Source organism: Myxococcales bacterium (genome assembly GCA_016706225.1).
In the GTDB taxonomy this organism is placed as follows: domain Bacteria; phylum Myxococcota_A; class Polyangia; order Polyangiales; family Polyangiaceae; genus JADJKB01.
On the sequence record JADJKB010000010.1, the window covers coordinates 39106 to 63217 of the forward strand.

The following is a 24112-nucleotide window of genomic DNA, read 5'->3' on the forward strand; positions in this document are numbered from 1 at the left end:
GGGCCCCGCGCCTGCCCGCGCCGCAAAATCAGTCGCTCGGGCGTGCGGCGCCGCGCACAAAACGCTCGACGGCTTGGGCCACGTGCGGAGCAACCTTGGCTGGGTCGGTCGGGTTGAACCAGGCGAAGGGCTCGAGCCACTTCCCGGGCGAAAACCCGGGCAGGCCGAGACCACCCCGCGAACACTCGACCAGCAGGCTGAGTGCGCCGTGCACGTCGTAGAACCAATCGAGCTCCATGCCCGGTGCGGTGAACCCCGGCACCCAGTGCGACGACTGCACCGCGCGATACGGGCGGTGTGGATCCGAGCGGCGCGCGACCTGTCGCGCCCAGCGACGCAGCTCGGTGCGATCGAGCGCCGGCCGTACCTGTCCGCCCCATGGATACAGCACCGCGCCACCAAAGCTGTGGAGAGAGAGCGCGCGGTCGACCATCTTGCCCTTGAAACAGCTGACGATCGCCCGGACCTCGGGCTCACTCGCAGGGCCGTCGCCGGCGGAGAAGATCGGCTTGAGCATCAGGCGAGCGAGGCTCGTCTTGCCCCAGAAGCTCGGGAAATTTCGGTTCAGATCGACGCCCCGGGCGTTGTGGCGCACGAACCGCCGACGAGTCCGGCGCAAGTTGTTCTCGACGGAGATCACGCCATCGGGGTTCGCGACCAGCACGGAGATCACCCGGCGATCCGTCGGCGGGCGCTCGACCAGGCGCTCGAGCAACGTCAGGTGGGTCTCGAACCCGATCCACTCCATCGGATGCACGCCGCTGACGATCGCGCTCGTGCGCCGGGCGTCGGCGGGACCGACCAGGGCGGCGAAGATCGGCTCGTCCTTCACGCTCTTGCCGATCAGCGTGATCTCCGCGCCGCCTCGGCCGAGCTCACCCAACGCCGCGAGGACCTCACCGTACCCGCGATAGGGCCCGAGCCCTCGCGGCTCGGTGGTCAGCGCCAGCGGCGCCTTCTTGTGGCGGTCGATGGCCCGAGCCAACGACTGCTCGGCGGGAGCAACACCGGTTGCCGGGGACTGCATGGGTCAACCGACTCTTTCCCACTTACGCGGCCGCAGGGAAAGCGGAACCGCGATTTGTGCACCCAATTCCCAGAAAATCCGGAGTGACTCGCGGCGAGGCTCCGCTATGTTGCGCCCGCCGTGAAGAGCACTGCGTCCACCGCCACCGATTCAGGTCTGTCGCGCGCGAGCGTGCCGCCCGTCGTGACACCGTTCTGGGTGCCGGTCCTGCTCTTCGTGGTCTCGGGCGCCACCGGGCTGATCGATCAGCTGTGTTTCTCCAAGTACCTGACGTACATCGTTGGCTCGACGGCGCACGCTGTGAGCGCGGTGCTCGCGGCTTTCATGGCCGGATTGGCGATCGGCGCGCACTTCGGCGGCAAGCTGTCGACGCGCATCAAGAATCCGTTGATCGCCTACGGCGTGCTGGAGCTGGCGGTCGCCCTTTCCGTGGCCATCGCGCCGTTTGCGTTCCACTCTCTCACCCCGCTCTACGTGAAGGTGGCTCAGGCAGCCCCCGGCTCGTTGGTCGTGCTGAGTGGTGCACGCTGGTGCCTGGCCATGCTCGTGGTGATCGTTCCCACGACTGCCATGGGCGCGACCCTGCCATTCCTCGCCCGGGCCCTCGGGGAGGGCGCGGCGCAATCCCACGCTGAAGCCAGCGAGCGTGCGCGCCGCCTCGGTTTTCTGTACGCGGCGAACACTCTGGGTGGAGCACTGGGCGCGGTCCTGGCGGCGTACTTCGTGCTCCCGGCGCTGGGCCTCACCCGCACCGTCGGCGTGGCCGCGGCCCTCAGTGCCGGCATCGGCGTACTTGCCATTCTGCTGGGCAGGCGCTCGAGCTCGCTGGCCCCGCTGCGCTCGGACGCGGCATCCGCGCCGGAGTCCGAAACGGGCGAAAACGCCTTAGCAGAGGCCGATCCGAGCTCCCGCGAGCTGGGGCTGCTCACCCTGCTGGCCTTCGCTTCGGGTTACCTCGTGTTCTCCGCCGAGGTCGTGTTCACTCATCTGTTGGCGCTCGTCATCGGCAACAGCGCTTACGCGTTCGGGCTCATCCTTGCCGTGTTCCTGAGCTGCCTGTTCGTTGGCGCTTCCCGCGCCCCGGCGCTGCTCAAGCGCCGCGGTGCTCTCGCCCTGCCCGCGAGCCTGGTCCTCACCGGAGTGCTGCTGGCGGCAACGCTGCCACTCTGGGATAGGCTGCCGCTGATCTTCAAGGGGACTGGCGAACACATCTCGTCTTTCGAGGGTCGCGAGGCCATGCGCGCGCTGGTCGCCTTCGCAGTGCTGTGCCTGCCCACTGTGCTGATGGGGCTCACCTTCCCGCTCTTGCTGGCGCGGGTGGCGCGCTTCGCAGCAGTGGGTCGCCTCGTGGGTCGGCTCACCGCCATCAACACCATGGGTGCCGTCACCGGCTCACTCGTCACCGGTTATCTGGTGTTGCCCGCGCTCGGCTCACAGCGGGTGCTGATCGCGAGCGCGCTCGTCTTTGCCGCCCTCGGCGTGGCGACGGCGCTGGCGACCTCGCCCGCGGTGAAGAGCTTCGCGATCGCCGGCGCGGCCGTGGCTGCGGCCTTTGGTCTGCTCGCGCCGCGCTGGGATCTGGGCCGTCTGACGAGCGGTTCGAACGTGTACTTCGACTCCGATGAAGTGCCCGACGAGCTGTTGATGATGGAGGAGGACGTGCACGGCGGAGTGACGACGGTCGCCCGGCGCGGCGACGTGCTCACGCTCTACACCAACGGCAAGTTTCAGGGCAACAACGGCTGGGAGCTGCACGCGCAGCGATTCTTCGCGCACTACCCGTCGCTGTTCGTGACGGCACAACGCCAGGCGCTGGTCATCGGGCTGGGCACCGGCACGACGCTCGGCACGATTGCCGCCTATCCCTGGCAGCACATCGACATGGTCGAGATCTCGCCGGCCATCAGCGTGGCCGCCAAGAAGTACTTCGGCAGCATCAACTACAACTCGCTCGACGACCCGCGCGTCGCTCTGCACCTGGCGGACGGTCGCAACTTCTTGCTGCTCGCGACCCAACGCTACAGCTTGATCAGCATGGAGCTGTCGAGTGTGTGGTTTGCCGGCGCGTCGAACCTCTACAGTCGTGAGTTCTATCAGCTCGTGCACTCGAGGCTCGAGCCCGGCGGAGTGTTTCAACAGTGGGTCCAGCTCCACCACATGAGCCAGCGAGATTTCGCGACCATCCTGCACACGCTGGCGGACGAGTTCGAGCACGTCACGCTGTTCTACGGCGGCGGCCAGGGCATCCTGGTCGCCTCCGAGCGTCCTCTCGTGGCATCGCGGGCGCACCTGACTGCTCTCGCCGCCGACCCGCGGATCCACGCGACCATTCCCAACAATCGCGACCTGGCGACCCTGCTCGACGACGTGCTGGTCACCGACCGCGGGCTGCGTCGATTCATCGACGACACGGCCCGCGCGAGCGGGGTGCCCCTCGAGAAGATGATCTCTTCCGACGACAGCCTGTACCTCGAGTACGCAACCCCTCGCGGTAACGTGCTGCCGTGGTCGAGCCGCGAGGAGCTCGTTGCAACCCTCCGGCGCTATCGAGATCCAGCAGAGGTCGCGGCCATGCTCGTGCCGTGACGGGCTGAACGCGGCGGATCCGTGCTAGCCTCTCGGATCATGGCGACGCGGTTCCGAGGCGGAGCGCTCGCAGCGACAACGCTGCTGCTCGCCGGTTGTTCGGTGCTCGCACCCAGCGACGACGAGTTCCTCGGCGGGTCCGGCAGCGACGCGGGCGCGTCCGGGGGCGCCAGCGGCAGTGGTGGTGCTTCGACGGGCGGTAGCGCAGGAACCGGCGCTTCGACGAGCGGTGGTGGCAGTCCAACCGGCGGCGGCGGCAGTCCAACCGGCGGCGGCGGCAGTCCAACCGGCGGCGGCGGCAGTCCGACCGGTGGCGGCGGCAGTCCAACCGGTGGCGGCGGCAGTCCAACCGGTGGTGGCGGCAGTCCAACCGGTGGCGGCGGCAGTCCAACCGGTGGTGGCGGCAGTCCAACCGGTGGCGGCGGCAGTCCAACCGGTGGTGGGGGAACCGGCGGCACGACCTGCACGCCAGTCCAAGCGACCGCCGTACCGCTCGACCGCGCGATGTATGTGATGCTGGACCGCTCCGCGAGCATGAGCGGCGCGAACTGGAGCGGGGCCAGCAGCGCTGTCCACAACTTCACGCTGGCTTCCAAGTCCGCGAACGTCCAGTTTGGGCTGCAGTTCTTCCCGACGGAACCTGGCGGAACCTGCGCGGGTGGTGGATACGGCACTCCCGCGGTGGGATTTGGTGTGCTGCCAGGGTTGAGCGCTGCGGTCACGAATGCGTTGAACTCCACGACCCCCACCGGCACCACCGCGCTCGAGGGCGCGTTCAACGGTGGCACCAGCGCAGGCAAAGGCTACCTGACAGGCAAGCCGGCGACCCAGTTCGACTTGGTGTTCATCACCGATGTGACCGCAACGACGACCGGCGGCGGTTGCAGCTCATCGGACACGTTGCTCCAAGGGATCTTGAGCTCCGCCTGGCCCGCCGTCGCGACCCATTTCATCGGGCTGCCCGGCTCCACGAAGGCCTACCTCGACGCGTTCGCGGACGCCGGCGGCACACAGTCGGCAACGTCGGTGACCACCGCGAGCTCGATTGCGGCCGCACTCCTCGAGGCCGCGACTTCGTGCCGGTTCACCCCCCCAGCGTCCGGCGGCGCGTACACGCTCTCGGGAGGCGCCCTCCCGTTCACCAAGGTGTCGAGCCCCTCGGCGTGCCAGCCGCAGGGCTGGTTCGAGTACGGGGGCAACGCGGTCCTCTGCCCCGCGCTGTGCCAACAAGTCGCTCAGAACGGACTCTTCACTCCGATCACGACCAAGACCGTGTGCCCGTGAGCGCTCAGAAGCTCGCGCCGACCGAGGCTCCCATGCCCCGTCGCTGGGGCAACGTGCGCACCCAGATCGCTTGTTCCTGGCCCTTCTTTTTGCCCTGAACGTACAGGTACGCGCCGACGCCGCCGGCGACCAGCGCGACCCCGAGCGAGACGTCCGCAAACAAATAGCTCTGTCGCATCGAGTCGACGTCACCCTTCGAACAATCCGGCTTGCACGCATCCAGATCGCTCTGTTTGCCCTTGCCGGAGAGTCCAAAACCCACGAAGCCGATCAGGCCCACGACCGCGACCCCACCCAGGACCCAGACCGCGGGCTTCACCGCGTTCTTGTTCGTCGGCGCCGCCTCGGGTTCGGATTGGGCCGATGTGTCGAGCCCCGCCTTGGCGGGCACGTCGAGGACAACCTCGGTGTCGCGCTGCCCTTCCTTGAGTTCGATTCGCCGCTCGACGTTGCGACCATCGGACAGCTCGGCCTTGAACACGTGTGTCCCGGGCTCGAGCTCGACGGCACCCGCGGCGAGCTCGAACGCCGCCCCATCCAACGTCACGCTGCCACCGCTCGCAGCCTTGCCGGCGTCGAGCACGCTCACCTTCACCGAGGCAAACGCCGCGGCGATCTTGGGGAGCTGCGCCTCGCACTCGACGCGCACGAGCTTCGGGCAAGCGGCGTTGGCGCAGGTCTCGAAGTCTGCCTTCGCCGATTTGAGCTTGCCGTCCTTCTGCGACGCCTGCGCGTGTTCGTAAGAGTCGAGGCACTCGGTCTTGGTCGGGGCCTTGCCCTCGGCGCGCGCCGGCTGCGCGAGGGTCGAGCCAGCAGCCAAGAGCAGAAAACAGAGGACGGTGTGAAGGGACTTCATTAGATGCAATGCCGCTTGAACTTCTTGATGCCGTTCTCGATCACCCACGGCGGATTGCAGTCGTTCGCCGGTGCCGCGGGCAGTTTGGGGACGGGGTTGACGCTGGGTTTCGTGGGTTTGGGAGCGACCGGCTCCTTCTCCGCCACCGGTTCGGGCTTCTTCGGTTTCTCCGGCTCGGCTGAGGGCTCGGCCACAGGCGGTGGTGCGGGCGCGCTCTCAGCCGGCGCGGGCGTCGCCGCAGGCGGCGTGGGCGGCGCTGTGGCTTTGGGCCCGACCGCGGGTGTGGCGGCGTTCGCGGGGCTCAGGCCCTGCACGTCAGGCGCCTCGTCGCGCCCGCTGCGCACCCGCAGAAACACCAGCAGCACGACCAGAAACAAGAACAGCGATGCTGCGATCGAGGCCAGCGCGACCTTGACCTGTCGCATCTGTGGCGCAGGCAAGAGGGAACGCTGTGCCTCTGTGTCCCAGGCGGCGGTCGAGACCTCTGAGATCTGAGAGCTCGGCTCGACCGGAGGGCCCCCCGGCATGCCCGGAGCAACGGGCGCGAACCCAGGCGCCGGCGTATGGCTCGGCGGCCCTTGAAGCGGGCTCTGATAGGGCGACGACGGTGTGACCGGCGGCTCTGCCGTGAATGGCGATGACGACACCTGGGCCGGCTGCGCGAACGGTGTCGGAAGAAACGTCGGCGCCGGTGGCACGTCGACGACCGGGTGCGCCGGCGCGCTCTGGAGCACGTCGGCCTGAGAGGCCTGCGGGACGCGGGCGCGGGCGGCTGCCGAGTCCGCAGCGTGCTGCACATCCGCTGCAATCGACACGGCGATGCTCGAATCGCTGAGCGTCGGGGCCGCGGCACCGGACTCGCTGCCGAGCTCGATGAGTCGGGCGGCACGGGTTCTGAGGACTTCCCCGACCAGGGACTCCACCCACTCGCCAACCACCCGAGGAACCGCAGGCGGCAGGGCATTTTCCAGGTCGATCGCCAGCTCGCGAGCACTCTGGTAGCGGGCTTCCGGCGCGCGTTCGAGCGCCTTCATCACCACCGCGTCCACTGCGGCGGAGAGCTCTGGCACGATGGAGGACGGCAGCGCGATCGGGTGGTCGAGCACCATCGACATCACCCGCATCGGTTCCTCGGCGTGGAACAACGCACGACTCGTCAACGCCTCCCAGAGCACGATGCCGGCGGCGAAGATGTCCACCCGATGGTCGAACTGATCCGCTCTGATCTGCTCCGGCGCCATGTAGCGGAACTTGCCCTTGATCCGCCCCGCCTCGGTCTCCATGATCCGGCGGGACGCCTTGGCAACGCCGAAGTCCACGACTCGCGCCACGCCGTCGACCCCGACCAGCACGTTCTGCGGCGAGATGTCCCGATGCACGATGTTCAGGGCGGCGCCGCGGTCATCGCGCGCGACGTGGGCGGCGTGCAGCCCATACAGCACGTTGCTCACGATGGCGCTCACCACCGCTGGCGGGATGCGCTCACGCTGGGACTTGACCTGCCGGACGAGGTGGGAGAGCGAGTCGCCCTCGACGTATTCCATGACCAGGAACAGGTCGCCCTCGACCGCCACGACATCGAGCGTCGACACGACGTTCGGATGCTGGATCCCCGCCGCGAGCCGGGCCTCGTCGATGAACATCGCGACGAATTCCGGGTCCTTGGCAAAGTGCGGGTGCAGCCGCTTGATGGCCACGGTCCGGGCAAAGCCCACTTGCCCGAGCATGCGCCCGAGGTGGATCGTCGCCATGCCCCCCGACGCAATCTCGTCGTAGAGCACGTAACGGCCGACCACCCGTCCCGGTTCAGGGGCGCTACTCAAGACAAGGCATGGTACCGCTTCGGGGTGGCGAACCCAAGTCACAGCCTGACAATCACGAAGGGGCGTGATAACCCGGTGGGCGAATGCGACGGCTGTGGGCAGCGCTCTTGATCCCGGTCTTCGGCTGCGCGTCCACGGTCAGCCGGCTGCCCGGAGAGCTATCCACGCCGAGCGGAAGTGCCCGTAACCCGTGTGAATCCAGCCACTGGCTCGTGCTCGCCCCGACCCAGAGCCAGGAGGTCACCGAGAGCGGCCGGAGCAGCAAGCCCCGCACGGACGGGTTCGGTGCGTACGAGGTAGGCGCAGCCCATCCGGAGAAGATCCCAGGCCTCGCGGAGCGCCTCGGAAGCTCCCCGATCATCGATCGTCATCGGGCTGGGGTCGAACGTCACGACCAGAAGCAGCTCCTGGCTGGGGGTCTTGGTGCCGCCGGTCTGATCGCACTCGGCATCGGGTCGTACCTGTTCGCGACCTCGTTCGACACCCAGAAGAAGACGGCCTCGGATGGCACGGTCGGCGAGGAGCAGAAGATCAACGGCGGGCGCATCGCGGGCGGCAGCCTGCTCATTGCTGCCGGGTTTGGCCTTGGCATCGCCGGCATCGTCGTCAGCCCGAACGCGGGCGAGCGCGCCCGCGCGGATCAGAAACGTTACGTCTTCACGCCCCCCGAAGACGAACCCGAGGTCATCAAGGGCATGATCGACGACCACAACCGCGGGGTGCGCGACCGCTGTGCGGCGCACCCCACTGCCGCCGGCGAGTGATCAGACGGCGACCGCCAGCTGACCCGTGACGGCGGTGTCCGCTGGAGCTTGCCCCGCACCCGGCGCGTCGCGGGTGGCGGCCGTGCCCACGCCCAGCGTCGCCCGCTCCAGGATGGCCTCGCACAGGTCGGCGAAGGAGTATCCCGCCTCGGCGGCAATTTTTGGCAACAGGCTGGTGGGCGTCATGCCCGGCAGCGTGTTCACCTCGAGCACGTATTCGTTCTGACCTTCGGTCACGAGCAGGTCGACCCGCACGGCGCCCGAAGTATCCAGCGCCTGCGCCGCGCGCTCCGCGAGATTCAGCACCCCGCGATAGCGTGTGGGAGGGATGCGCGCGGGCATGAAGTACTCCGTCATGCCGGGGGTGTACTTCGCGTGATGGTCGTACATGCCGCTCTTGGGCGCGATCTCGATGGCTCCGAGCACACGGCCGTTGAGCAGTCCCACGGACACCTCGCGCCCGGCGATGTAACGCTCGACCAGGACCCCCGCGTCGTAACGGCGTGCGTCCTCGATGGCTCGGGCCAGCTGCGATACGTCGCTTGCCTTCGTGATGCCGAAGCTCGAGCCCTCGCGCCGCGGCTTGACCACCACCGGGAAACCAAAAGAACCGTGGAGCTCCTCGACGTCGGCGAGATTCTCCGCGTCGAACACGTAGTACGGCGGGGTCGGCACGTTGTGCAGTCGGAACAGCTCCTTGCTCTTCTGTTTGTCCATCGCCAGCGCACTCGCCAGCACGCCGGACCCCGTGTACGGGATACCCAGGACCTCGAGCAGGCCCTGGATGCAGCCGTCCTCACCGAGGCGCCCATGCAGGGCCAAAAACACCAGGTCGGGCTTGGCGCGGCGGATGGCATCGACGGTGTCGATCCCCTCGCCCAACTCCACACTGATTACCGTTCTGCCGTCTGCTTCCAGTGCTCGAGCAACCGCTGCGCCCGTGCGCAGGGAGACCTCTCGCTCGGCAGACGTTCCGCCCATGACGACCCCAATCCGCCGCATATGCATGGCTACTCCTGCCACTGTCGCTATCGGAGGTCGGGGCATCCGGCCAAATTAACGCGGCCGTTTGCGGTTTGCTTCCGCCGGCTCGAGGTCAGCAAACTTCGACGAGCACGGCGGTGATGTTGTCGCGACCCCCGCGAGCGTTCGCCATCTCGATGAAGCGTTTCACACACGCTTCACCGCCAAGCGCCGCAACCTCGGGGATTTCGTTGGTGCGCAGGTACCCGTGCAGACCATCACTGCAGAGCAGGAATTGGTCACCCAGCTCCAGCTCTACGCAGTGTGTGTCGACCTGCACGTAGTCCCGATTGCCCACCGCCCGGGTGATCACGTTGCGATGACGGCTGTGTTTGGCCTCTTCGGCGGTGATCAACCCTTGCTTGAGCTGCCACGCGATAAGTGTGTGATCTTCCGTGAGTTGCGCTGCCTCGCCGCCACGCACGCGATAGATCCGGCTGTCCCCGACCTGAGCCAGCACGCCGAAGTCTCCGATCGCCATCATCGTGCTCAGCGTGGTGCCCATGCCGGCCTTGTTGGTGTCGAGCTCCGCCATCGCAAACACCATGTAGGTCGCCGCCTGGACTGCGCCCTCCAGCAGTCGCGCCGCAGCGCGCGCTTTCTCCTCACTGAAATCGCCGCCGAGGTCGAGCGTGCGTTTGCCGCGCTTCACCATGCCGAACACGGTGTCCACGGCCTCCTGGCTCGCGACCTCGCCCGCCGCGTGGCCGCCCATGCCGTCCGCCACGACCCACAGGCCAAGCTCGTCGTCACACAGATAGGCGTCCTCGTTCACCTGTCGGCGACGCCCGAGATCGGTCGCTCCGTACGAGGTGACTTTCAGCTGGTCCGCGGCGCCCATCACTGCTTCTCGACGTTTAGCGGAACCCGCGCCGCGACGAAAGCACGAGCAATGCGCTCGGGGCGCCGAGCGTCGGCAATTTCCCCCGACGGCCGCCCCTTGCGGCCTGCTCTGCCGTTAAATAAGCTGCGCCCAATGCCGGGCGCGGTGAGCTTCGTGGTCATGACCCGAAGCCCCTCCCGCGTCGCGCGCGAGGTCGCCACGGCGCTCGCCAGGGTCTCCCGTCCGGCGGGCGCGCTGGTCTTCACCAGCGGCAGCCTAGCCGAGCAGGCACCCGAGCTGGGCCGGGAGCTGGCCGCCGTCGCCCCCGGCGTTCCGCTCCTCATCGCCTCCGGCTCGGGTGTGCTCACGGAGCGGGGTGAGGTCGAAGGCGAGCCGGCGGCGGCGGGGCTCGTGTGGACCGGCGGTCGCACCGAGGTGTTCACCGTGCAAGCCAGCTCCGCTGACGAAGCCGGCGAGGGCCTGGGACGTGCGCTGTCGGATCGGAGCGCCAAGAGCGCTCCGACCGCGTTGATGTTTCTGCGCCCCGAGGGTGTGTCTCCGGGCAGCTTCGAGCCCCTCTGGGACGCGCGCGTCACGAGGCACATCCTCGGCGCCGGCACCCTCGCCGTGGATCCCGTCGTGGTCGACGCCGCCGGCGAGGTGCGCGCCGGGCGCGCCGGCGTGATGCTGCTCCGGGGGCTCTCTCCTCCAGTGGTCCGCACCTCACCTGCGTGTCGGCTGCTCATGCCGCTCGCGACCATCACCGAAACGCGCGGTGCGCTGGTCACGCGCATCGGTTCGGAGCCCGCCCTCGACGTGCTCAGCGCGGTGGGCGAGGCCTTGGCCGGACAGCCGCTGGTCTTCGCCGTGCTGGCTGACGCGGAGGCCGGCGATGGCCGCCCGGAGCTCCTGGTTCGGGCGGTGCAGGGCGTGGATCCGGCTCGGCGCGGCCTGTTGATTTCGGACGAGGTCCGGGAGGGCGGGCGGATCGCCTTCGGCGTGCGTGACCCGGGTCAGGCGCGCTCGGACCTCGAGTCCGCCGCGAGAGACGCGGCACGCCACGCTGCCGGGGCGGCGCCGCGCTTCGGCATCTTCGTCAACTGTGCGGGCCGAGGCAGCTCGCTGTATGGCGCGGGGGACGTCGACTCGAAGATCCTGCGTGCGCGTTTTACCAACATGCCGTTCGCCGGCCTCGCGTCGTCGTTCGAGGTCGCGCCCTACGCTGGGCGCGCCTGTTTGCAGCTCTACACCGGTGTCGTGGCCCTGTTCTCCGCGCCAAGCTGAGCTCCTGTCTCGCGGCCGCCGTGCAGGCCCTTCCGCTTCCTCGCCGATCGTGATCTGATTCGCGGCGGGAGGGTTACCCGCGACCATGGCGACTCCGACAGCTCTGCGCCTCGGCGCGACGAAAAAGCGCTTTTCCATGGCCGACATCGTGCTGGCCGCCCTGGTCATGGCGGTCGTCGGTCTGATGATCGTGCCACTCCCGACCTGGCTGCTCGATCTGCTCATCGCATCGAACCTCGCCACCAGCGTCGCCATCCTCCTGGTCACGTTGTACGTGAGCGACGCCCTCAAGATCGCGGCGTTCCCCACCCTGCTCCTGATCACCACCCTGGTCCGGTTGGCGCTCAACGTCTCGTCGACGCGGCTGATTCTCTTGCAAGCCGACGCCGGCGAGGTGATCCGCGCGTTCGGCACCTTCGTCGTGCGCGGCAACTACGTGGTAGGGGCCGTCATTTTCCTGATCCTGTCGATCATCCAGTTCGTGGTGATCGCCAAGGGCTCCGAGCGCGTGGCCGAGGTCGGCGCTCGATTCACGCTGGATGCCATGCCCGGCAAACAGATGGCCATCGACGCCGAGCTCCGCTCCGGCTCCATCGACGGCAACGAGGCCCGTCGCCGCCGGCGCACGCTCTCGCGCGAGAGCCAGTTTTACGGCGCGATGGATGGCGCGATGAAGTTCGTGAAGGGCGACGTCATCGCGTCGTTCCTGATCACCTTGATCAACGTCCTCGGCGGCATCGCCATTGGCGTCGGCCAGAAAGACATGCCGCTGGTCGGGGCCATCAAGCGCTACGGGCTCCTGACCATCGGCGACGGCCTGGTCACGCAGATCCCGGCGTTGGTCCTGGCGACGGGTGCCGGCATCTTGGTGACCCGGGTCGCCAGCGAAGAGCCCGACACACCGCTCGGTCAGGAGCTCGCCTCGCAGATCTTCGGCGCGCCGCGGGCGCTGCGGGTGGCCAGTGTGTTCGTGTTGTTGCTCGCCGCCGTGCCGGGCCTGCCCGCGCTGCCATTCTTGGTGATCGGCGTGCTCTTGTTCATCGCGTCGCGCTCGGGGACACGCCGCCCACCCCTGGGCGAGGCCAGCGTGAACGAGCCAGTTCGCCGCAGCGAAGAGGGCGAGGCTGGCCCGCGCTTCGTGCCCGTGGTGGTGCCATGGTCCCTCGATCTCAGCAGCGATCTGGAGCCGCTGGTCGACGACGACACACGCGGCGGTGAGCTCCGGCGGGCGGGCATCCGCGCTGCGGCGTCCGCCGTACAAGAGGTGCTCTTTCGGGAGCTCGGAGTGCCACTGCCTCCGGGACGAGTGGCGGTGGAAGAGACCCTGCCCGAGCGCACCCTCGTCCTGAGCCTGCAAGAGGTCCCGGCGAAAGCCATCGTGCTACCGGCGGAGCTCGCCGACGGAGACGTCGCGGCCTACGTCGTGGAGGAGACCCTCTCGATCTTGCGCCAGCGGGCGGCGGATTTCTTGGGCATCGCCGAGACCCAGAGCCTGCTGGATCAGCTCGAGCTCGTGGCTCCGGCCACGGTGCGGCAAATCGTGCCGAAGCCCGTCTCGGTCGCGCTCCTGGCGGACGTGCTCCGGCGCCTGGTCGAAGAGCGGGTCAGCGTCCGCGATCTGCGCCTGGTGCTCGAGTCCCTGGCGCAGGTGGCCGCGGCAGAAAAGGACGCCTTGAACCTGGCGGAGTTCGTGCGCTCCCAGATGCGCCGCGCCTCACGCATCAGCTCACGCGTGGCAGCGGAGAGCTCGAGGTCCTGCTGCTCGACACGATGATCGAGGACACCATCCGCGGCGCTGTCTCGCGTACCGCCGCCGGCAGCTTCTTGACCCTTGCACCGGCTGCAGCGCGCGACGTGGTCCGCGCCATCCGGCGCGCGCGCGAGGCCAGCGAGACCCCACCCGCCGTCGTGCTCACCCAACCCGACGTTCGCCGCTTCGTCCGCAAGCTGATCGAGGTCGATCTGCCGGACGTGCGCGTGGTGTCGTACGCTGAGCTCTTGCCGGAGATCGCCCTGCGCCCGCAGGGCAAGGCCAGCCTCGCCGGCGCCTGAGCGCGCCCGTGCCCGCTCACATGCGCCGCTGAACGACCATCTTGCGCGGCATCTGGCCGCTCTGCTCGAGCACCCGCTTGGCCTCTTTTTGCAGCAAGGGGTGCGCCCGCTTGCCCAAGAAACCTCCGAGCAGTCGCATGTCGAGCTCCGCCAGGCGGCGCACCGAGCGCTTCATGCCCTTCATGTCGTTGCTGTGGGCGAAGGCATACGCGTGGGCGCGGTACAGCTGCGCTCTCAGATCCACGTACTCCGGATCTTCCGGATCGATCAGGCCGAGGGTGTCCACCGCCTTTTTTGCCTGACCGCTCCGGGCCCAGGCTTCGCCGATGACGGCCGTCATCATCGCCCGAGACTTCGCGTCTTGATGCCGGCTCACCTCGATGCCGTCCGCGAGCGGACGCGCCTCGCTGACCTCGCCGAGCAACAGGTGGATCATCGCCCGCTGCGTCCGCGCTTCGTCGGCAACGCTGGCTTGGACCTTGCCGAGATCGATCGTCTGCAGGGTCACCAAGGCCTTCTTGGGATCCTCTTGCAGCTCGAGCTGCGCCCGCGCGAAGATCGCCGCCGGGTCCTTCTTCTTGAACGCCGTCTCGAGCTGACCGAGAGCCGCCCTGCGATCCTCGGCCGTCTCGACCTTGTTCAGGATCCCCGCGACGCTCTGCGCCTTCCTGGCCTGTTTTATCGCCCAAAAAACCACGCCCAGAAGCAGCGCCGTGGCCAGCGCCGGCAGACCCAGCGCGAGGCTGCGACCGGTGGTGGTGTGGGTGAAGGTCGATACGAAGACGCCGACCATCCAGACCGCCACCAAGGGGATGGCCAGACGCATCAGCAGCTTCTTGAACGCATCTCCGCGTAGCGGATCCGGTACCTCGACCTGCTTGGCCTTCATCGGCTCGTTCAGCAGCGGCTTCTTCGTGCCGTCGTCGTCCTTCTTGGTCGCCGCACGGCGTAGCTTTCGCGCTTCTTTCGCCACCGGCGGCTCTTAGCGCCGACGTGGGCCTCGAGGCAAGTCAGCCCCCCGGCCGCACCCTTTCGGGGCTACGCCAGCGGGGGCGGGAGCAGGCTGTCGGGACCGGAGTCCGGCATCAACTCGTAGCGGAAGTGCAGGAATAGGCTCTGGCTCAAGGACAGCGCCGGCACGGCCAGGAGCGCGCCCCACAGGCCGAAGAAGTGCTCCCCGACGATCAGGGAGAACACCACCAACACCGGGTGGATCTTGGCGGCGGTGCCGATGATCTTCGGGTTGAGCAGGTTCGCCTCGACCTGGTGGATCCCGATGATCCACAGCAGCACCCAGAGCGCCATGAAGAAGTCCTGCGTCAGCCCGATGAGCACGGCTGGCACGGTGCTGAGGATGGACCCGAAGATCGGGATGATGCTCATGACGGCGGCCACGATCGCCAGGATGGGCCAGTACTTCAGCCCGAACATCCAGAACCCGACCGCGGAGAGGAGCCCGTTCACCAGGCAGATCAGCAGCTGCCCGCGCACCACGCCCGCAAGCCCGCGATCGATGCGATGGAGCAGGCGGTCGAAGCTGGCCCGTGACTGCTGCGGCGGAAGCGTGCGGAAGAACGCAACGATGGCCTCCCGAGTGTGCATCAGGTAGGCCGCAACCATCAGGGTCAGGAAGAACAAGAAGATGCTGCGGGCGACCTTGCCGAAGATGGCCTGACCCACCTTGAGCAGATCGACCGCGTTGCGCTTGACGTAGTCGACGGCCTGCCCTGCGGCCTCCCGCGCCAGCCGACTCGCGCTGAAGCGGTCGGGGGTCTCGGTGCTGGCCGGCTGGACCCGCCAGTGTTTCTGGTCCTCCTGCACGATCTCGACCCCCGAGCGCAGCTCGACCGTGAACGAGCCGTCCGCGCGCTTCTTGATCTCGAGCGCAGGTTTGGGTTCCTGCTCGGTCTCGGGGGTGGCCTCTTCCCGCGGCGCGACCCGGTCCAGGATGCCCTGGGCAAATCCTTCGAGGCGTGGCGCCCAGCGGGTCGTCAGCTTCTCGGTGATCTGCGGGACGTCGCGCGCCAGGGACATGGTCTCTTCGTAGAGCCGCGGTGCCACCGCCGCGATCGAGAGGTAGAGCGTGCCGAGTGTGACGATGTAGACGAGGATGATCGAGAGCGAGCGCGGGATCTTGATCCGTTCACACAGCGCGACGGCGGGCGTGAGCACGTAGGCGATGATCAGCGCCATCACGAACGGCAGGATCACCTCGCTGGTCCACCACAGCGCCAACCCCAAGAAGCCGGCTGAGATGGCCAGGAAGATCACCCGCGAGCGACTCCACCCGAAGCGACTGGGCCGCGACTCCTCGATGACGATCTTGTCGGTCACCGCGGGCCTCCGGATCGGTGCGCGAACCGCTGTGACTGCGTGCTGCGCTGGTCAGCATTGAGCCGAGTCCCACGCACACGCTCGCGAGAGGTTGAGAGCACGGAACCGTCGGGTCCGCTCGACGCTCGGATGACTTCCATCCGCCAGGGTGCCCAAGGGCGCTCCGACATGGCGGCGCACTCTATCTCAGCGACCGACGATGTACACCTGGCGTGCGTCGCGCGCGCCAGCCGAACGCCGAGCGCGGAACACCGCGCGCCCAGCGCCCGGGCCCACGCCCTCCCGGGGAGCGCTCACAAAAAGAGGACCGGGGCGCCGTCGGATCACGGACGCCCCGGGTCATCGCGGTGAAAGTCGGGCGCCTCGTCGGCCGCCCGAGCCGTCACTCTTTCTTTTCGCCGGTCAGCTCCGCGAGTTTGTCGCCGAGTTTGCCCTTGAGCACGTCGCCCAGGGTTGCGCCCTGGCCGGCCTTCTCACGCGCCAGCGCCTGGAACTGCTCCGCGGCGGGACTGCCGCCGACGTTGCGCATGGTGAGGGTCACCCGGCGATCCATCGTGTCCACGTTGGAGACCTCGGCCTTCACCTTGTCGCCCGGGCTGAGCGACAGGTTCGGGTCGATGTCGCCGGACGGGATCAGCGCCTCGAAGCCCTCGGTGATGCGCACGAATGCGCCGTACTCGACCACGGACAGGACCGTCGCTTCGTTGACGACGGCGCCGGGCTTGTACTTCTCGAGCAGCGTGCCCCACGGGTCGTCCCACAGCTGCTTCACGCCCAAGGAGACCTTCTTCTCGTCGTGGTTGATGCTGAGGATGATGGCCTCGACCTCGTCCCCCTTGCCGTAGAGATCGGAGGGGTTGTTGATCTTGACCGTCCAGGAGAGGTCGGTCTTGTGGACCATGCCGTCGACACCGTCTTCGATGCCGATGAACACACCGTAGTCGGTGATCGAGCGCACCTTGCCGGTGATCTTGTCGCCTGGCTTGTACTTGTCGGTGAACAAAGACCAGGGATCGGGCTCGAGTTGTTTCAGGCCCAGGCTGATGCGCTTGGCCTTCGAGTCGACCTCGAGCACCTGGCACTCCACGTCGGACCCGATCTCCATCATCTTGCTCGGGTGCTTGACCTTCTTGGTCCAGCTCATCTCGCTGACGTGGATCAGACCTTCCACGCCCGGCTCGAGCTCGACGAACGCGCCGTAGTCCGTGAGGCTCATCACCTTGCCGCGGACACGCTTGCCGATGACGTAGACCTCTTCGGCGTGGTTCCACGGGTCTTCCTGGGTCTGCTTCAGGCCCAGGCTGACGCGCTCGGTCTCGGCGTTGTACTTGAGGACCTTGACGGTGACCTCGTCGCCGACCTTGAACACCTCGCTCGGGTGATTCACGCGGCCCCAGGACATGTCCGTGATGTGGAGCAGGCCGTCGATACCGCCGAGATCGACGAAGGCGCCGTACTCGGTGAGGTTCTTGATGGTGCCTTGCAAGACCATGCCCTCTTCGAGGTGAGCCAAGGTCTTGGCCTTCATCGCGTCGCGCTCCTTCTCGAGGAGCACCCGGCGCGAGAGCACGATATTGCCGCGCTTCTTGTTGAACTTGATGACCTTGAACTCGTAGGTCTGTCCGATCAGCTTGTCCAAGTTGCGAATGGGTCGCAGATCGACCTGGCTGCCGGGCAAGAAGGCCTTCACGCCGCCGCGGATGGTGACGCTGAGCCCACCCTTCACGCGCTGGCTGATCGTGCCCTCGATGATCTCGTCCCGCTCACAGGCGCTCGAGATCTCGTCCCAGACCTTCATCTTGTCGGCCTTCTCCTTGGACAAGGAGATCAGGCCGTCGTCACTCTCGCGGCTCTCGATGAACACATCGACGCGATCGCCGGGCTTGATGTTGAGCTGGCCGGCGGCGTCGATGAACTCGTCCGCCTTGATGATGCCCTCGCTCTTTCCCCCGATGTCGACCACGACCGAGTCGCGGTTGACGGCGACGATGATGCCAGTGACGATTTGGCCTTCACCGCCCATCTCGGTCGCACCGGTGCTCTGTGCGGCCTGCTCGAAAAGTGCGGCGAAACTGTCGCCGGAAAGGGTGTCAGGGGTTTGGGTTTGGGTCATGGGACGGGTCGATGCCTCCTTGGCCTTCCGGCGATTCTGGTCGCTCGCTATTGAGCGCGGAATGGACCGCACCCATGCGCCTCGCCCGAAGGGACGCCTCCCGTAGCGCACGGGTAGGTTCTCGTCAAACGACAATTCCCAGTCCGAACGCCCTCGGGGCCTCCGACCCGAGCCGTTCGCCGGGGCTCGGTTGCCCGGGCGGGCGCGTGGAGCCCTGCCCCGTCGGACCGGGCGTGCTCGCTGGGGCGGCCACGCGGCCGCTCTCACCCGGCGCGCGGCCTGGAATTCAACCGCAAGTGCCCGACTGCGCGCACGCGATCACGGCCGCCAGCGTCTGCGGAGGGAGCCGGAGCCGCACGACCACCCGGTTGGCGACCGCCTCGACCTGCAGGCCTTCGAGCACCTTGGCCGTGAGCCCCTGCGCGCCCGCCGCCGCCTGGGCCAGCGCTCCGAGTGAGGCCGCGACCTCCCGCGCCTCGCTGGCTCCGCCCAGCGCAAGCTCGAGCTCCGCGTCGAGCCCATCCGGCTCGAGCCCCGCGGTCAGCCGCAGTCGCTCGGCCTGCAAGAGCAATCGGGCCAGGGTCGGTGACCGATCGCCGAGCAGCCGCGCCAGCGGTCGCGGCCGGGCATCGAGGGAGATGACCCCCTTCTCGACCGGCTCCAGGTGGGGATCGGCGACCCCGGCCTCGAGCCGCCGCTCGACGCTGTCCAGCGGCGCGGTGGAGACGAACACCAGGAGCTCGTCGGTGCGGGCGTAGATCCGCGCGGGTGCCCCCCGGGCTTTGGGGCGAGCGCGATCGTAACGCCGCCAGCCCCCGCCCAGATCGCTGGACGGACCCCAGGCCGGACGGGTGGCGAATTTTCGCGGGTCGAGCTTGGCGAAGTGCCCGCGCAGGATCGTCACACTATCGATATCCGCCGTGCTCTTGCCCGGACGGAACGCAATCCAGACCGCGTCCGCCCGTTGCAGCGCCTCCGCCATCAGGGCTTCACTCTGTCGATCGTCGTTCGCGCCGCTCCCGTTGCTCGCGTGGCGCAGAACCTCGAACGCGCTCTCGCCGAGCACCGCGCGGATGCGGCTCAGATCGATGCGCAGCGCCACGTCCAGATCTGCGGGGATCGCGTCGCTGGGTTGGGCAAATGCCGGCGCCGGCGCCGCCGGAGGTGGGATCCGGTCGCGCGACGCGCACGCAACCGAGCCCAGGGCGAGCACGGCCACGGCAGCGCTCAGTCTGGCTCTCGGAGCCGTCGCTCGACCTCCTGCACGTGCGCGACGATCTGCTCCACGACCTGGTCGATGTCGAGCTGCGAGCTGTCCACCAAGACGGCATCCGCAGCCTGTACCAATGGCGCGACCGGACGCGTCGTGTCACGCAAATCGCGCTCCGCGACCTCGCGCTGGATGATCTCGAGCTCGGCGAGCTCCCCTTTTGCGGCAAGCTCGGCACGCCGCCGCTCGGCCCGCACCTCGACGCTGGCGGTGAGGAAGAACTTCGCCTCGGCCTCGGGAAACACCACGCTGCCGATGTCGCGGCCTTCGAGCACCACGCCACCAGAAACCCCGGCGCGCCGCTGCATATCGAGCAGTGCGTCGCGCACGCGGGGGATGGCCGAAACCTGACTGGCACCCGAGGCGATGGTCTGAGTGCGGATTGCGCTCGACACGTCGTCCCCGTCGAGCAACACCCGCTGTCCCCCGTCCGCCCCCGGCTCGAAGACAATCGCGCCGCGATCAGCCAGGGCGTGTGCGAGGGCGCCGACCGCCTCGGCTTGGTCGAAGCCGAGCCCGGCGCGCTCGGCGGCCAGGGCGACCGCGCGATAGATGGCTCCGGTGTCCACGAGCAAGTAGCCGAGCTGCGCGGCCACGCGCCGGGTGACCGTGGTCTTGCCCGCACCCGCCGGCCCGTCGATGGCCACTACCGGCCGCTTGTGCGTCATGACTCGACCTCGAGCTCCGCTCCGAGCGCGCGCAGCGTGCCGACAAAACGCGGAAAGCTGGTCCCGATGCAAGCCACGTCCTCGACCACCGTCGTACCATCCGCGATCAGCCCGAGCACGGCCGCGGTCATTGCGATGCGATGGTCCCCGTGGCTCTGCACCGTCGCTGCTGAGAGTGGACCCGAGGGCCGGCCGATGACCGAAAACCCGTCTTCATGCTCGGTCGTCTCGACACCGAACGCCTGGAGCAAACCCACGATGGCCGCGATGCGGTCACTCTCCTTCACCCGCAGCTCGGACACGTCGAAGAAGCGCGTGGCCCCGGTGGCACGGGCAGCGAGCGCCGCGCAGATCGGGATTTCATCGATGGCCCGCAGCGCGAGCTCGCCGCCGACGCTGGCGCCCCGAAGAGCGCCGCCGCGCGCCGTCAGCTCCCCGAACGGCTCACCCATGGATTCCCCGCGAGGCATCACCGTCAGCTGCCCACCGAGCCGTTTGACGATGTCGACCAGCCCGGCGCGCGTGGGATTGATGCCCGTGTTGCGGGTGGTGACCACGCTGCCTTCCGTCATCAGGCCGGCGACCAGCACGAAGGCCGCGGCCGACAGATCTCCCGTCAGGTCGACGCTGAAGGCCCGGATCGATTTCGGATCGGCCGGCGGGTGAAGCTTGACCAGCGGGCCCGCGGTCTCGACGGAGATCCCGAGCGCGTTGAGCAGGCGCTCGGTGTGATCTCGCGAGACGAGCGGTTCGCGCACCAGCGTCGGCCCCGATGCCCAGAGCCCCGAGAGCAGGAGTGCACTCTTGACCTGGGCGCTCGCTACCGGCAGCTGATACTCGAGCGGGGCGAGGCGTTGGCCGGGTGCGAGCGGGCCGATGTCGAGCGGCGCGGTGACGTCGTCACTGCCCTCACCCTGCGGAGCTCCGCGGATGCGTGCGCCGCGGGATACCAAGGGTCCGACGATGCGCCGCATCGGCCGACGGGTCAGCGACGCATCCCCCACTAGACGCGAGGCGAACGGCTGTCCCGCGAGCACGCCGGACAAGAGCCGCATGGTCGTGCCGGAGTTGCCGCAGTCGATCTCCGCGCTGGGCGCTGAGAGACCATCGAGCCCGACGCCGTGCACACGTAGCGTTCCGTGGGCGTCGTCCTCGACCTCGACTCCCATTGCGCAAAATGCCCGCTCGGTCGCGACGTTGTCCTCGCCGTAGGAAAAACCACGCAGCTCCGAGCGACCGCTGGCGAGCGCGGCGAGAATCAACGCGCGATGGCTGATGCTCTTGTCTGCCGGAACGGGGACACTGCCAGAGAGCGGACGCGACAGCGGTTGGACGATCAGTCGCGCCACCTAGGTCGTGCTCATTTCTTGTTGGCTCCCTCGCCCGTCACGGCCGGACCGGTCGTCGCGGGGATCACCTTCGGTTGATTGGGCACGCCCAGGTAGCTCGAGAGTTGATCCAACATCTTCCCGACCTCACCCGCGTCGAGCGCAGCCACGAACTTGGCGTCCTTGTCCTCGGCCTTGGCGTCGAGCTGCCGAATTGGCTGCCCGATCCCGAGCAGTGAGGCCAGCCAGCCGAGGTTGGCCGCCAGATCTTTGATGCCGAGCAGGGACTGCGCTCCAGCTTGGGCGCCGGCCGCGTCGCCGTAACTCATGGTGCCCGCCACGTTGATCCCCGGCGGCTCGAAATTCCCCACCATTCTTGCGGTTTCCATGCCCGTCAAGAACGGTAGCTGAGCCCGCGCTGCGTCGGTCAGCGGTTGCGCGCGCAGATCGAAGCCGGCCACCAGCGGGGCGTTGGGCGTCTTGGCGATCTCCTCGAACCACGGCGGGAGTTGCCGCTGCACACGGCCCTCCTTGATCCGGTCGAGCGCTCGCCGGATCCCCGTCTCGTTTCCCACCAGCACCGTTCGCGGAGTGAGCACGACGAAGCCGATGTTGTGCGAGGTGAAGAGCGTGCGCCCGGCATAGGTGGACTTCACGACTGGGGTCCCGAGCGGCGTCACCTGGGTCCCGTCCGCAGCGGACTCGATGGCCGGCTTGTCGAACTGACCGGTGAGCACCGCCGCCACGTCCGCACCCTGCATCGAGTAGACACCGATCAGCGCGCGCTCGACGTCACGCCCTGGATCGAAGTTGGCACTGGGCGGCACCGGCGTGCGCGCCCGGGCGATTTCGAGCAACTTCTGCCCGAACTGCGAGACCAGTAGCTTCTTGACGTCGACCGAGAACAGCCCGACTGCGCCGCTCGGCAAGAGCGACTCGGGATCCTTGTCGATCTCGGCGTCGCTGAGCGCCTTGTCCTCGCCGGCGGCCACGATCTTGTCGGGCTTCTTCGGGCACGCCGTCGTCACCGCGAGACAGAGCACACTCGTCAAGAGCAGGCTGCGCCCGGCACCCCCGCGCACCCGGAGCCAGAGTCCTCGTTTCATGCTGGCGCGAGGGTAGTTCAGCGCGGGTCGGCCGGCTAGCCGTCGTCGGGCCCCCGGCTCAGCGCTCCATCGGGAACGAACCGAGCACCTTGAGGTACTTGGTCGCGCGCTTCACCGCTTCGAGCGCCGTGACGACGGGGCGGTCGGTGATGTGACCGCTCACCTCGACGTAAAACACGTAGTCCCAGCCCTTGCCGTTGACGGGCCTCGACTGGAGCTTCTTGAGGTTCACCCCGCGTTCGGCGAAGTGCCGCAGCACGTCGAACAGCGCACCCGGCGAGTCGTCCACGCTGAAGAGCAGGCAGGTGGTGTCATTGCCGGTGCGGATCGCGGGGCGAGCCCCAGCGATGCCGTAGCGGAAGCTCATGTCGAGCGTGTCGCCCACGTTCGAGCGGATCCCCGCGAGTCCCGCGTCGCGTCCGCACTCGGCGGGCGCCAGCGCCGCGCTCCCGTGATCGCCCGCCGCCAGCTCGGTCGCCACGACGGGCGAGCGCACGTCGATCACCGTTGCCTTCGGCAGCTCGCGCTCCAGGAAGCGTTCACACGCGGCATGCGCCGCCGCCGTTGCGTAGACCTTCTCGACGTCGGCCAGGTTGGCGGTGTGGCTCATCAGATCGTAGACCGCCGGCGCGGTCCGCTCGGCGACCAGTACGAGATCGGTCTCCTCGAGCGTCGCGATGCTCGACAGCACCAGACCGTCCGTCGATGACTCGTAAGGGAATACGGCGTAGACGGCCCGCCCTCGGTTCACCTCTTCGAGGGCCTCGGCCACCGTGGCGCACTCGGCGTAGATGCCACTCTCTCCGAAATAACTCCGCGCCGTTGCGTGACAGAATCCTCCTTCGGGGCCCAGGTAGGCGACCCGCGCGGGCTGCTCGAGCGCGCGCGCCGAGGCGCGCACTTGTCGAAATACCGAGCGCAGATCCTCCGCCGGCAACTCGCCGCTCGCCTGTTTTTCGAGCCCCGCGAGCCACTCGCGCTCGGTGACGTCAGCCGGCAGGTTCTCCCCTTCGTAGAGCTTGTGGACCTTGCGACTGAGGCGCGCACGCTCTTCCAGCTTCGAGAGCAGCGCGCGATCGATCTCCGTGATCTCTTTCCTCAGGTCGTCGACGTCGTGTTTGCGATCCACCATGCTCTCTTCATCCTAGCACTCGCGGCGCGCATCGCGACGTCGCGCGCGCGTCACGAGCTCGGCTTCGGTTTGTCGACCTTGGCCGGAGTGCGCGGCGCCGCAGGCGTCGCCGCGGCGGGCGTGTCGCTCTTGGCCGGGGTCGCCGCGGTCTTGGATTCTGCACTGGCGGGCTTCGCCTCCGCCGCCGCCGGTTTCGCCGAGCCGTAGCCATCGGCGTACCAGCCTCCCCCGCGCAGGATGAAACCTTGCCCACCGGACACCTGTCGCCTCGCGCTCTCCGCCTTGCAGCTCGGGCAAGTCGTGAGCGGAGAGGCACTGATGGGCTGCTCCGCCTCCCACTGGAAGGAGCACGCGGAACACACGTACTCGTACGTCATGCGCGCCCAAATGCGGCCGGCGGACGGGTCTGTCAATATTTCCCGCCAGCTAGCGCCACTCGATGGCGAAGGTTTTCGCTTGAGTCCGGACGGGATGTCGCCTATCAAATGTGCAGTACCTGGCGTGACCCTACATGACGTGCGGTTGCCCTAGGGCGCATGCGCTCTTCCGGGCGCGCTAAAACCCCATCGAAGACAGCCTCTACCGGTGTTCCCGGCCGGGGCAAAGCGCTCCGTACCCAAGGCTGCTAGCCTCGGGAAA

Annotated in this window: 19 protein-coding genes and 1 pseudogene; 5 read left to right on the forward strand and 15 right to left on the reverse strand. The window is 68.0% G+C overall.

Annotated features, from left to right (window positions below; genetic code table 11):
- Positions 1-28 precede the first annotated feature (28 nt).
- Complete coding sequence (locus IPI67_18110; protein MBK7582107.1) at positions 29-1027, reverse strand: hypothetical protein; 999 nt, start codon at positions 1025-1027, stop codon at positions 29-31.
- A 183-nt stretch (positions 1028-1210) separates the two neighbouring features.
- Between IPI67_18110 and IPI67_18115 the strand changes: the two genes are divergently transcribed.
- Positions 1211-3613, forward strand: coding sequence for a fused MFS/spermidine synthase (locus IPI67_18115; protein MBK7582108.1), 2403 nt, complete (start codon positions 1211-1213; stop codon positions 3611-3613).
- A gap of 39 nt (positions 3614-3652) precedes the next feature.
- A complete protein-coding gene (locus IPI67_18120; GenBank protein ID MBK7582109.1) occupies positions 3653-4897 on the forward strand; it encodes a VWA domain-containing protein in 1245 nt (414 codons plus the stop codon).
- A gap of 4 nt (positions 4898-4901) precedes the next feature.
- On the opposite strand, the gene IPI67_18125 is transcribed toward IPI67_18120, so the two are convergent.
- Both IPI67_18125 and IPI67_18130 read right to left on the reverse strand, forming a co-directional pair.
- Complete coding sequence (locus tag IPI67_18125; GenBank protein ID MBK7582110.1) at positions 4902-5753, reverse strand: hypothetical protein; 852 nt, start codon at positions 5751-5753, stop codon at positions 4902-4904.
- The gene (locus IPI67_18130) at positions 5753-7576 is read right to left on the reverse strand and encodes a protein kinase (protein ID MBK7582111.1); all 1824 of its coding nucleotides are present in this window, start codon (positions 7574-7576) and stop codon (positions 5753-5755) included. Before IPI67_18130 ends, IPI67_18125 begins: the two co-directional genes overlap by 1 nt.
- 83 nt (positions 7577-7659) lie before the next feature.
- Here IPI67_18130 and IPI67_18135 point away from each other — a divergent pair, with 83 nt between their 5' ends.
- On the forward strand, positions 7660-8340 hold the full coding sequence (locus tag IPI67_18135) for a hypothetical protein (protein ID MBK7582112.1): 681 nt from the start codon (positions 7660-7662) through the stop codon (positions 8338-8340).
- Here the strand turns inward: IPI67_18135 and IPI67_18140 are convergent, their stop codons facing one another.
- The 3 genes from IPI67_18140 to IPI67_18150 form a co-directional block, all read right to left on the reverse strand.
- Positions 8341-9348, reverse strand: a complete 1008-nt coding sequence (locus IPI67_18140; protein ID MBK7582113.1) for a D-alanine--D-alanine ligase — start codon at positions 9346-9348, stop codon at positions 8341-8343.
- A gap of 88 nt (positions 9349-9436) precedes the next feature.
- Entirely contained in the window at positions 9437-10186 is a 750-nt protein-coding gene (locus tag IPI67_18145; protein ID MBK7582114.1) for a serine/threonine-protein phosphatase, read from the reverse strand.
- Positions 10187-10203: 17 nt separating this feature from the next.
- A complete protein-coding gene (locus IPI67_18150) occupies positions 10204-10368 on the reverse strand; it encodes a hypothetical protein (protein MBK7582115.1) in 165 nt (54 codons plus the stop codon).
- On the opposite strand from IPI67_18150, the gene IPI67_18155 reads away from it, so the two are divergent.
- Both IPI67_18155 and IPI67_18160 read left to right on the forward strand, forming a co-directional pair.
- Positions 10367-11470: an FIST C-terminal domain-containing protein gene (locus IPI67_18155; GenBank protein ID MBK7582116.1), complete on the forward strand. Its 1104-nt coding sequence runs from the start codon at positions 10367-10369 to the stop codon at positions 11468-11470. The genes IPI67_18150 and IPI67_18155 overlap by 2 nt on opposite strands.
- A gap of 85 nt (positions 11471-11555) precedes the next feature.
- Positions 11556-13522, forward strand: a pseudogene (locus tag IPI67_18160) (FHIPEP family type III secretion protein).
- Between the two features lie 16 nt (positions 13523-13538).
- On the opposite strand, the gene IPI67_18165 reads toward IPI67_18160, so the two are convergent.
- The 9 genes from IPI67_18165 to IPI67_18205 form a co-directional block, all read right to left on the reverse strand.
- Positions 13539-14495 (reverse strand): hypothetical protein, encoded by a 957-nt coding sequence (locus tag IPI67_18165; protein MBK7582117.1) that lies wholly within the window; start codon positions 14493-14495, stop codon positions 13539-13541.
- Positions 14496-14560: 65 nt separating this feature from the next.
- Positions 14561-15856 carry an AI-2E family transporter gene (locus IPI67_18170; protein MBK7582118.1) on the reverse strand — a complete coding sequence of 432 codons (1296 nt, stop codon included), beginning with the start codon at positions 15854-15856 and terminating at the stop codon, positions 14561-14563.
- Positions 15857-16238: 382 nt separating this feature from the next.
- Complete coding sequence (locus IPI67_18175; GenBank protein ID MBK7582119.1) at positions 16239-17969, reverse strand: 30S ribosomal protein S1; 1731 nt, start codon at positions 17967-17969, stop codon at positions 16239-16241.
- A 286-nt stretch (positions 17970-18255) separates the two neighbouring features.
- Positions 18256-19188, reverse strand: coding sequence for a hypothetical protein (locus IPI67_18180; protein MBK7582120.1), 933 nt, complete (start codon positions 19186-19188; stop codon positions 18256-18258).
- A gap of 8 nt (positions 19189-19196) precedes the next feature.
- The gene (locus tag IPI67_18185) at positions 19197-19907 is read right to left on the reverse strand and encodes a (d)CMP kinase (GenBank protein ID MBK7582121.1); all 711 of its coding nucleotides are present in this window, start codon (positions 19905-19907) and stop codon (positions 19197-19199) included.
- On the reverse strand, positions 19904-21256 hold the full coding sequence (gene aroA / locus IPI67_18190) for a 3-phosphoshikimate 1-carboxyvinyltransferase (protein ID MBK7582122.1): 1353 nt from the start codon (positions 21254-21256) through the stop codon (positions 19904-19906). The genes IPI67_18185 and aroA overlap by 4 nt, the downstream gene beginning before the upstream one ends.
- 11 nt (positions 21257-21267) lie before the next feature.
- A complete protein-coding gene (locus IPI67_18195) occupies positions 21268-22341 on the reverse strand; it encodes a hypothetical protein (GenBank protein MBK7582123.1) in 1074 nt (357 codons plus the stop codon).
- A gap of 58 nt (positions 22342-22399) precedes the next feature.
- Positions 22400-23473, reverse strand: coding sequence for an ACT domain-containing protein (locus tag IPI67_18200; protein ID MBK7582124.1), 1074 nt, complete (start codon positions 23471-23473; stop codon positions 22400-22402).
- A 50-nt stretch (positions 23474-23523) separates the two neighbouring features.
- Entirely contained in the window at positions 23524-23886 is a 363-nt protein-coding gene (locus IPI67_18205; protein ID MBK7582125.1) for a zinc ribbon domain-containing protein, read from the reverse strand.
- Positions 23887-24112 lie beyond the last annotated feature (226 nt).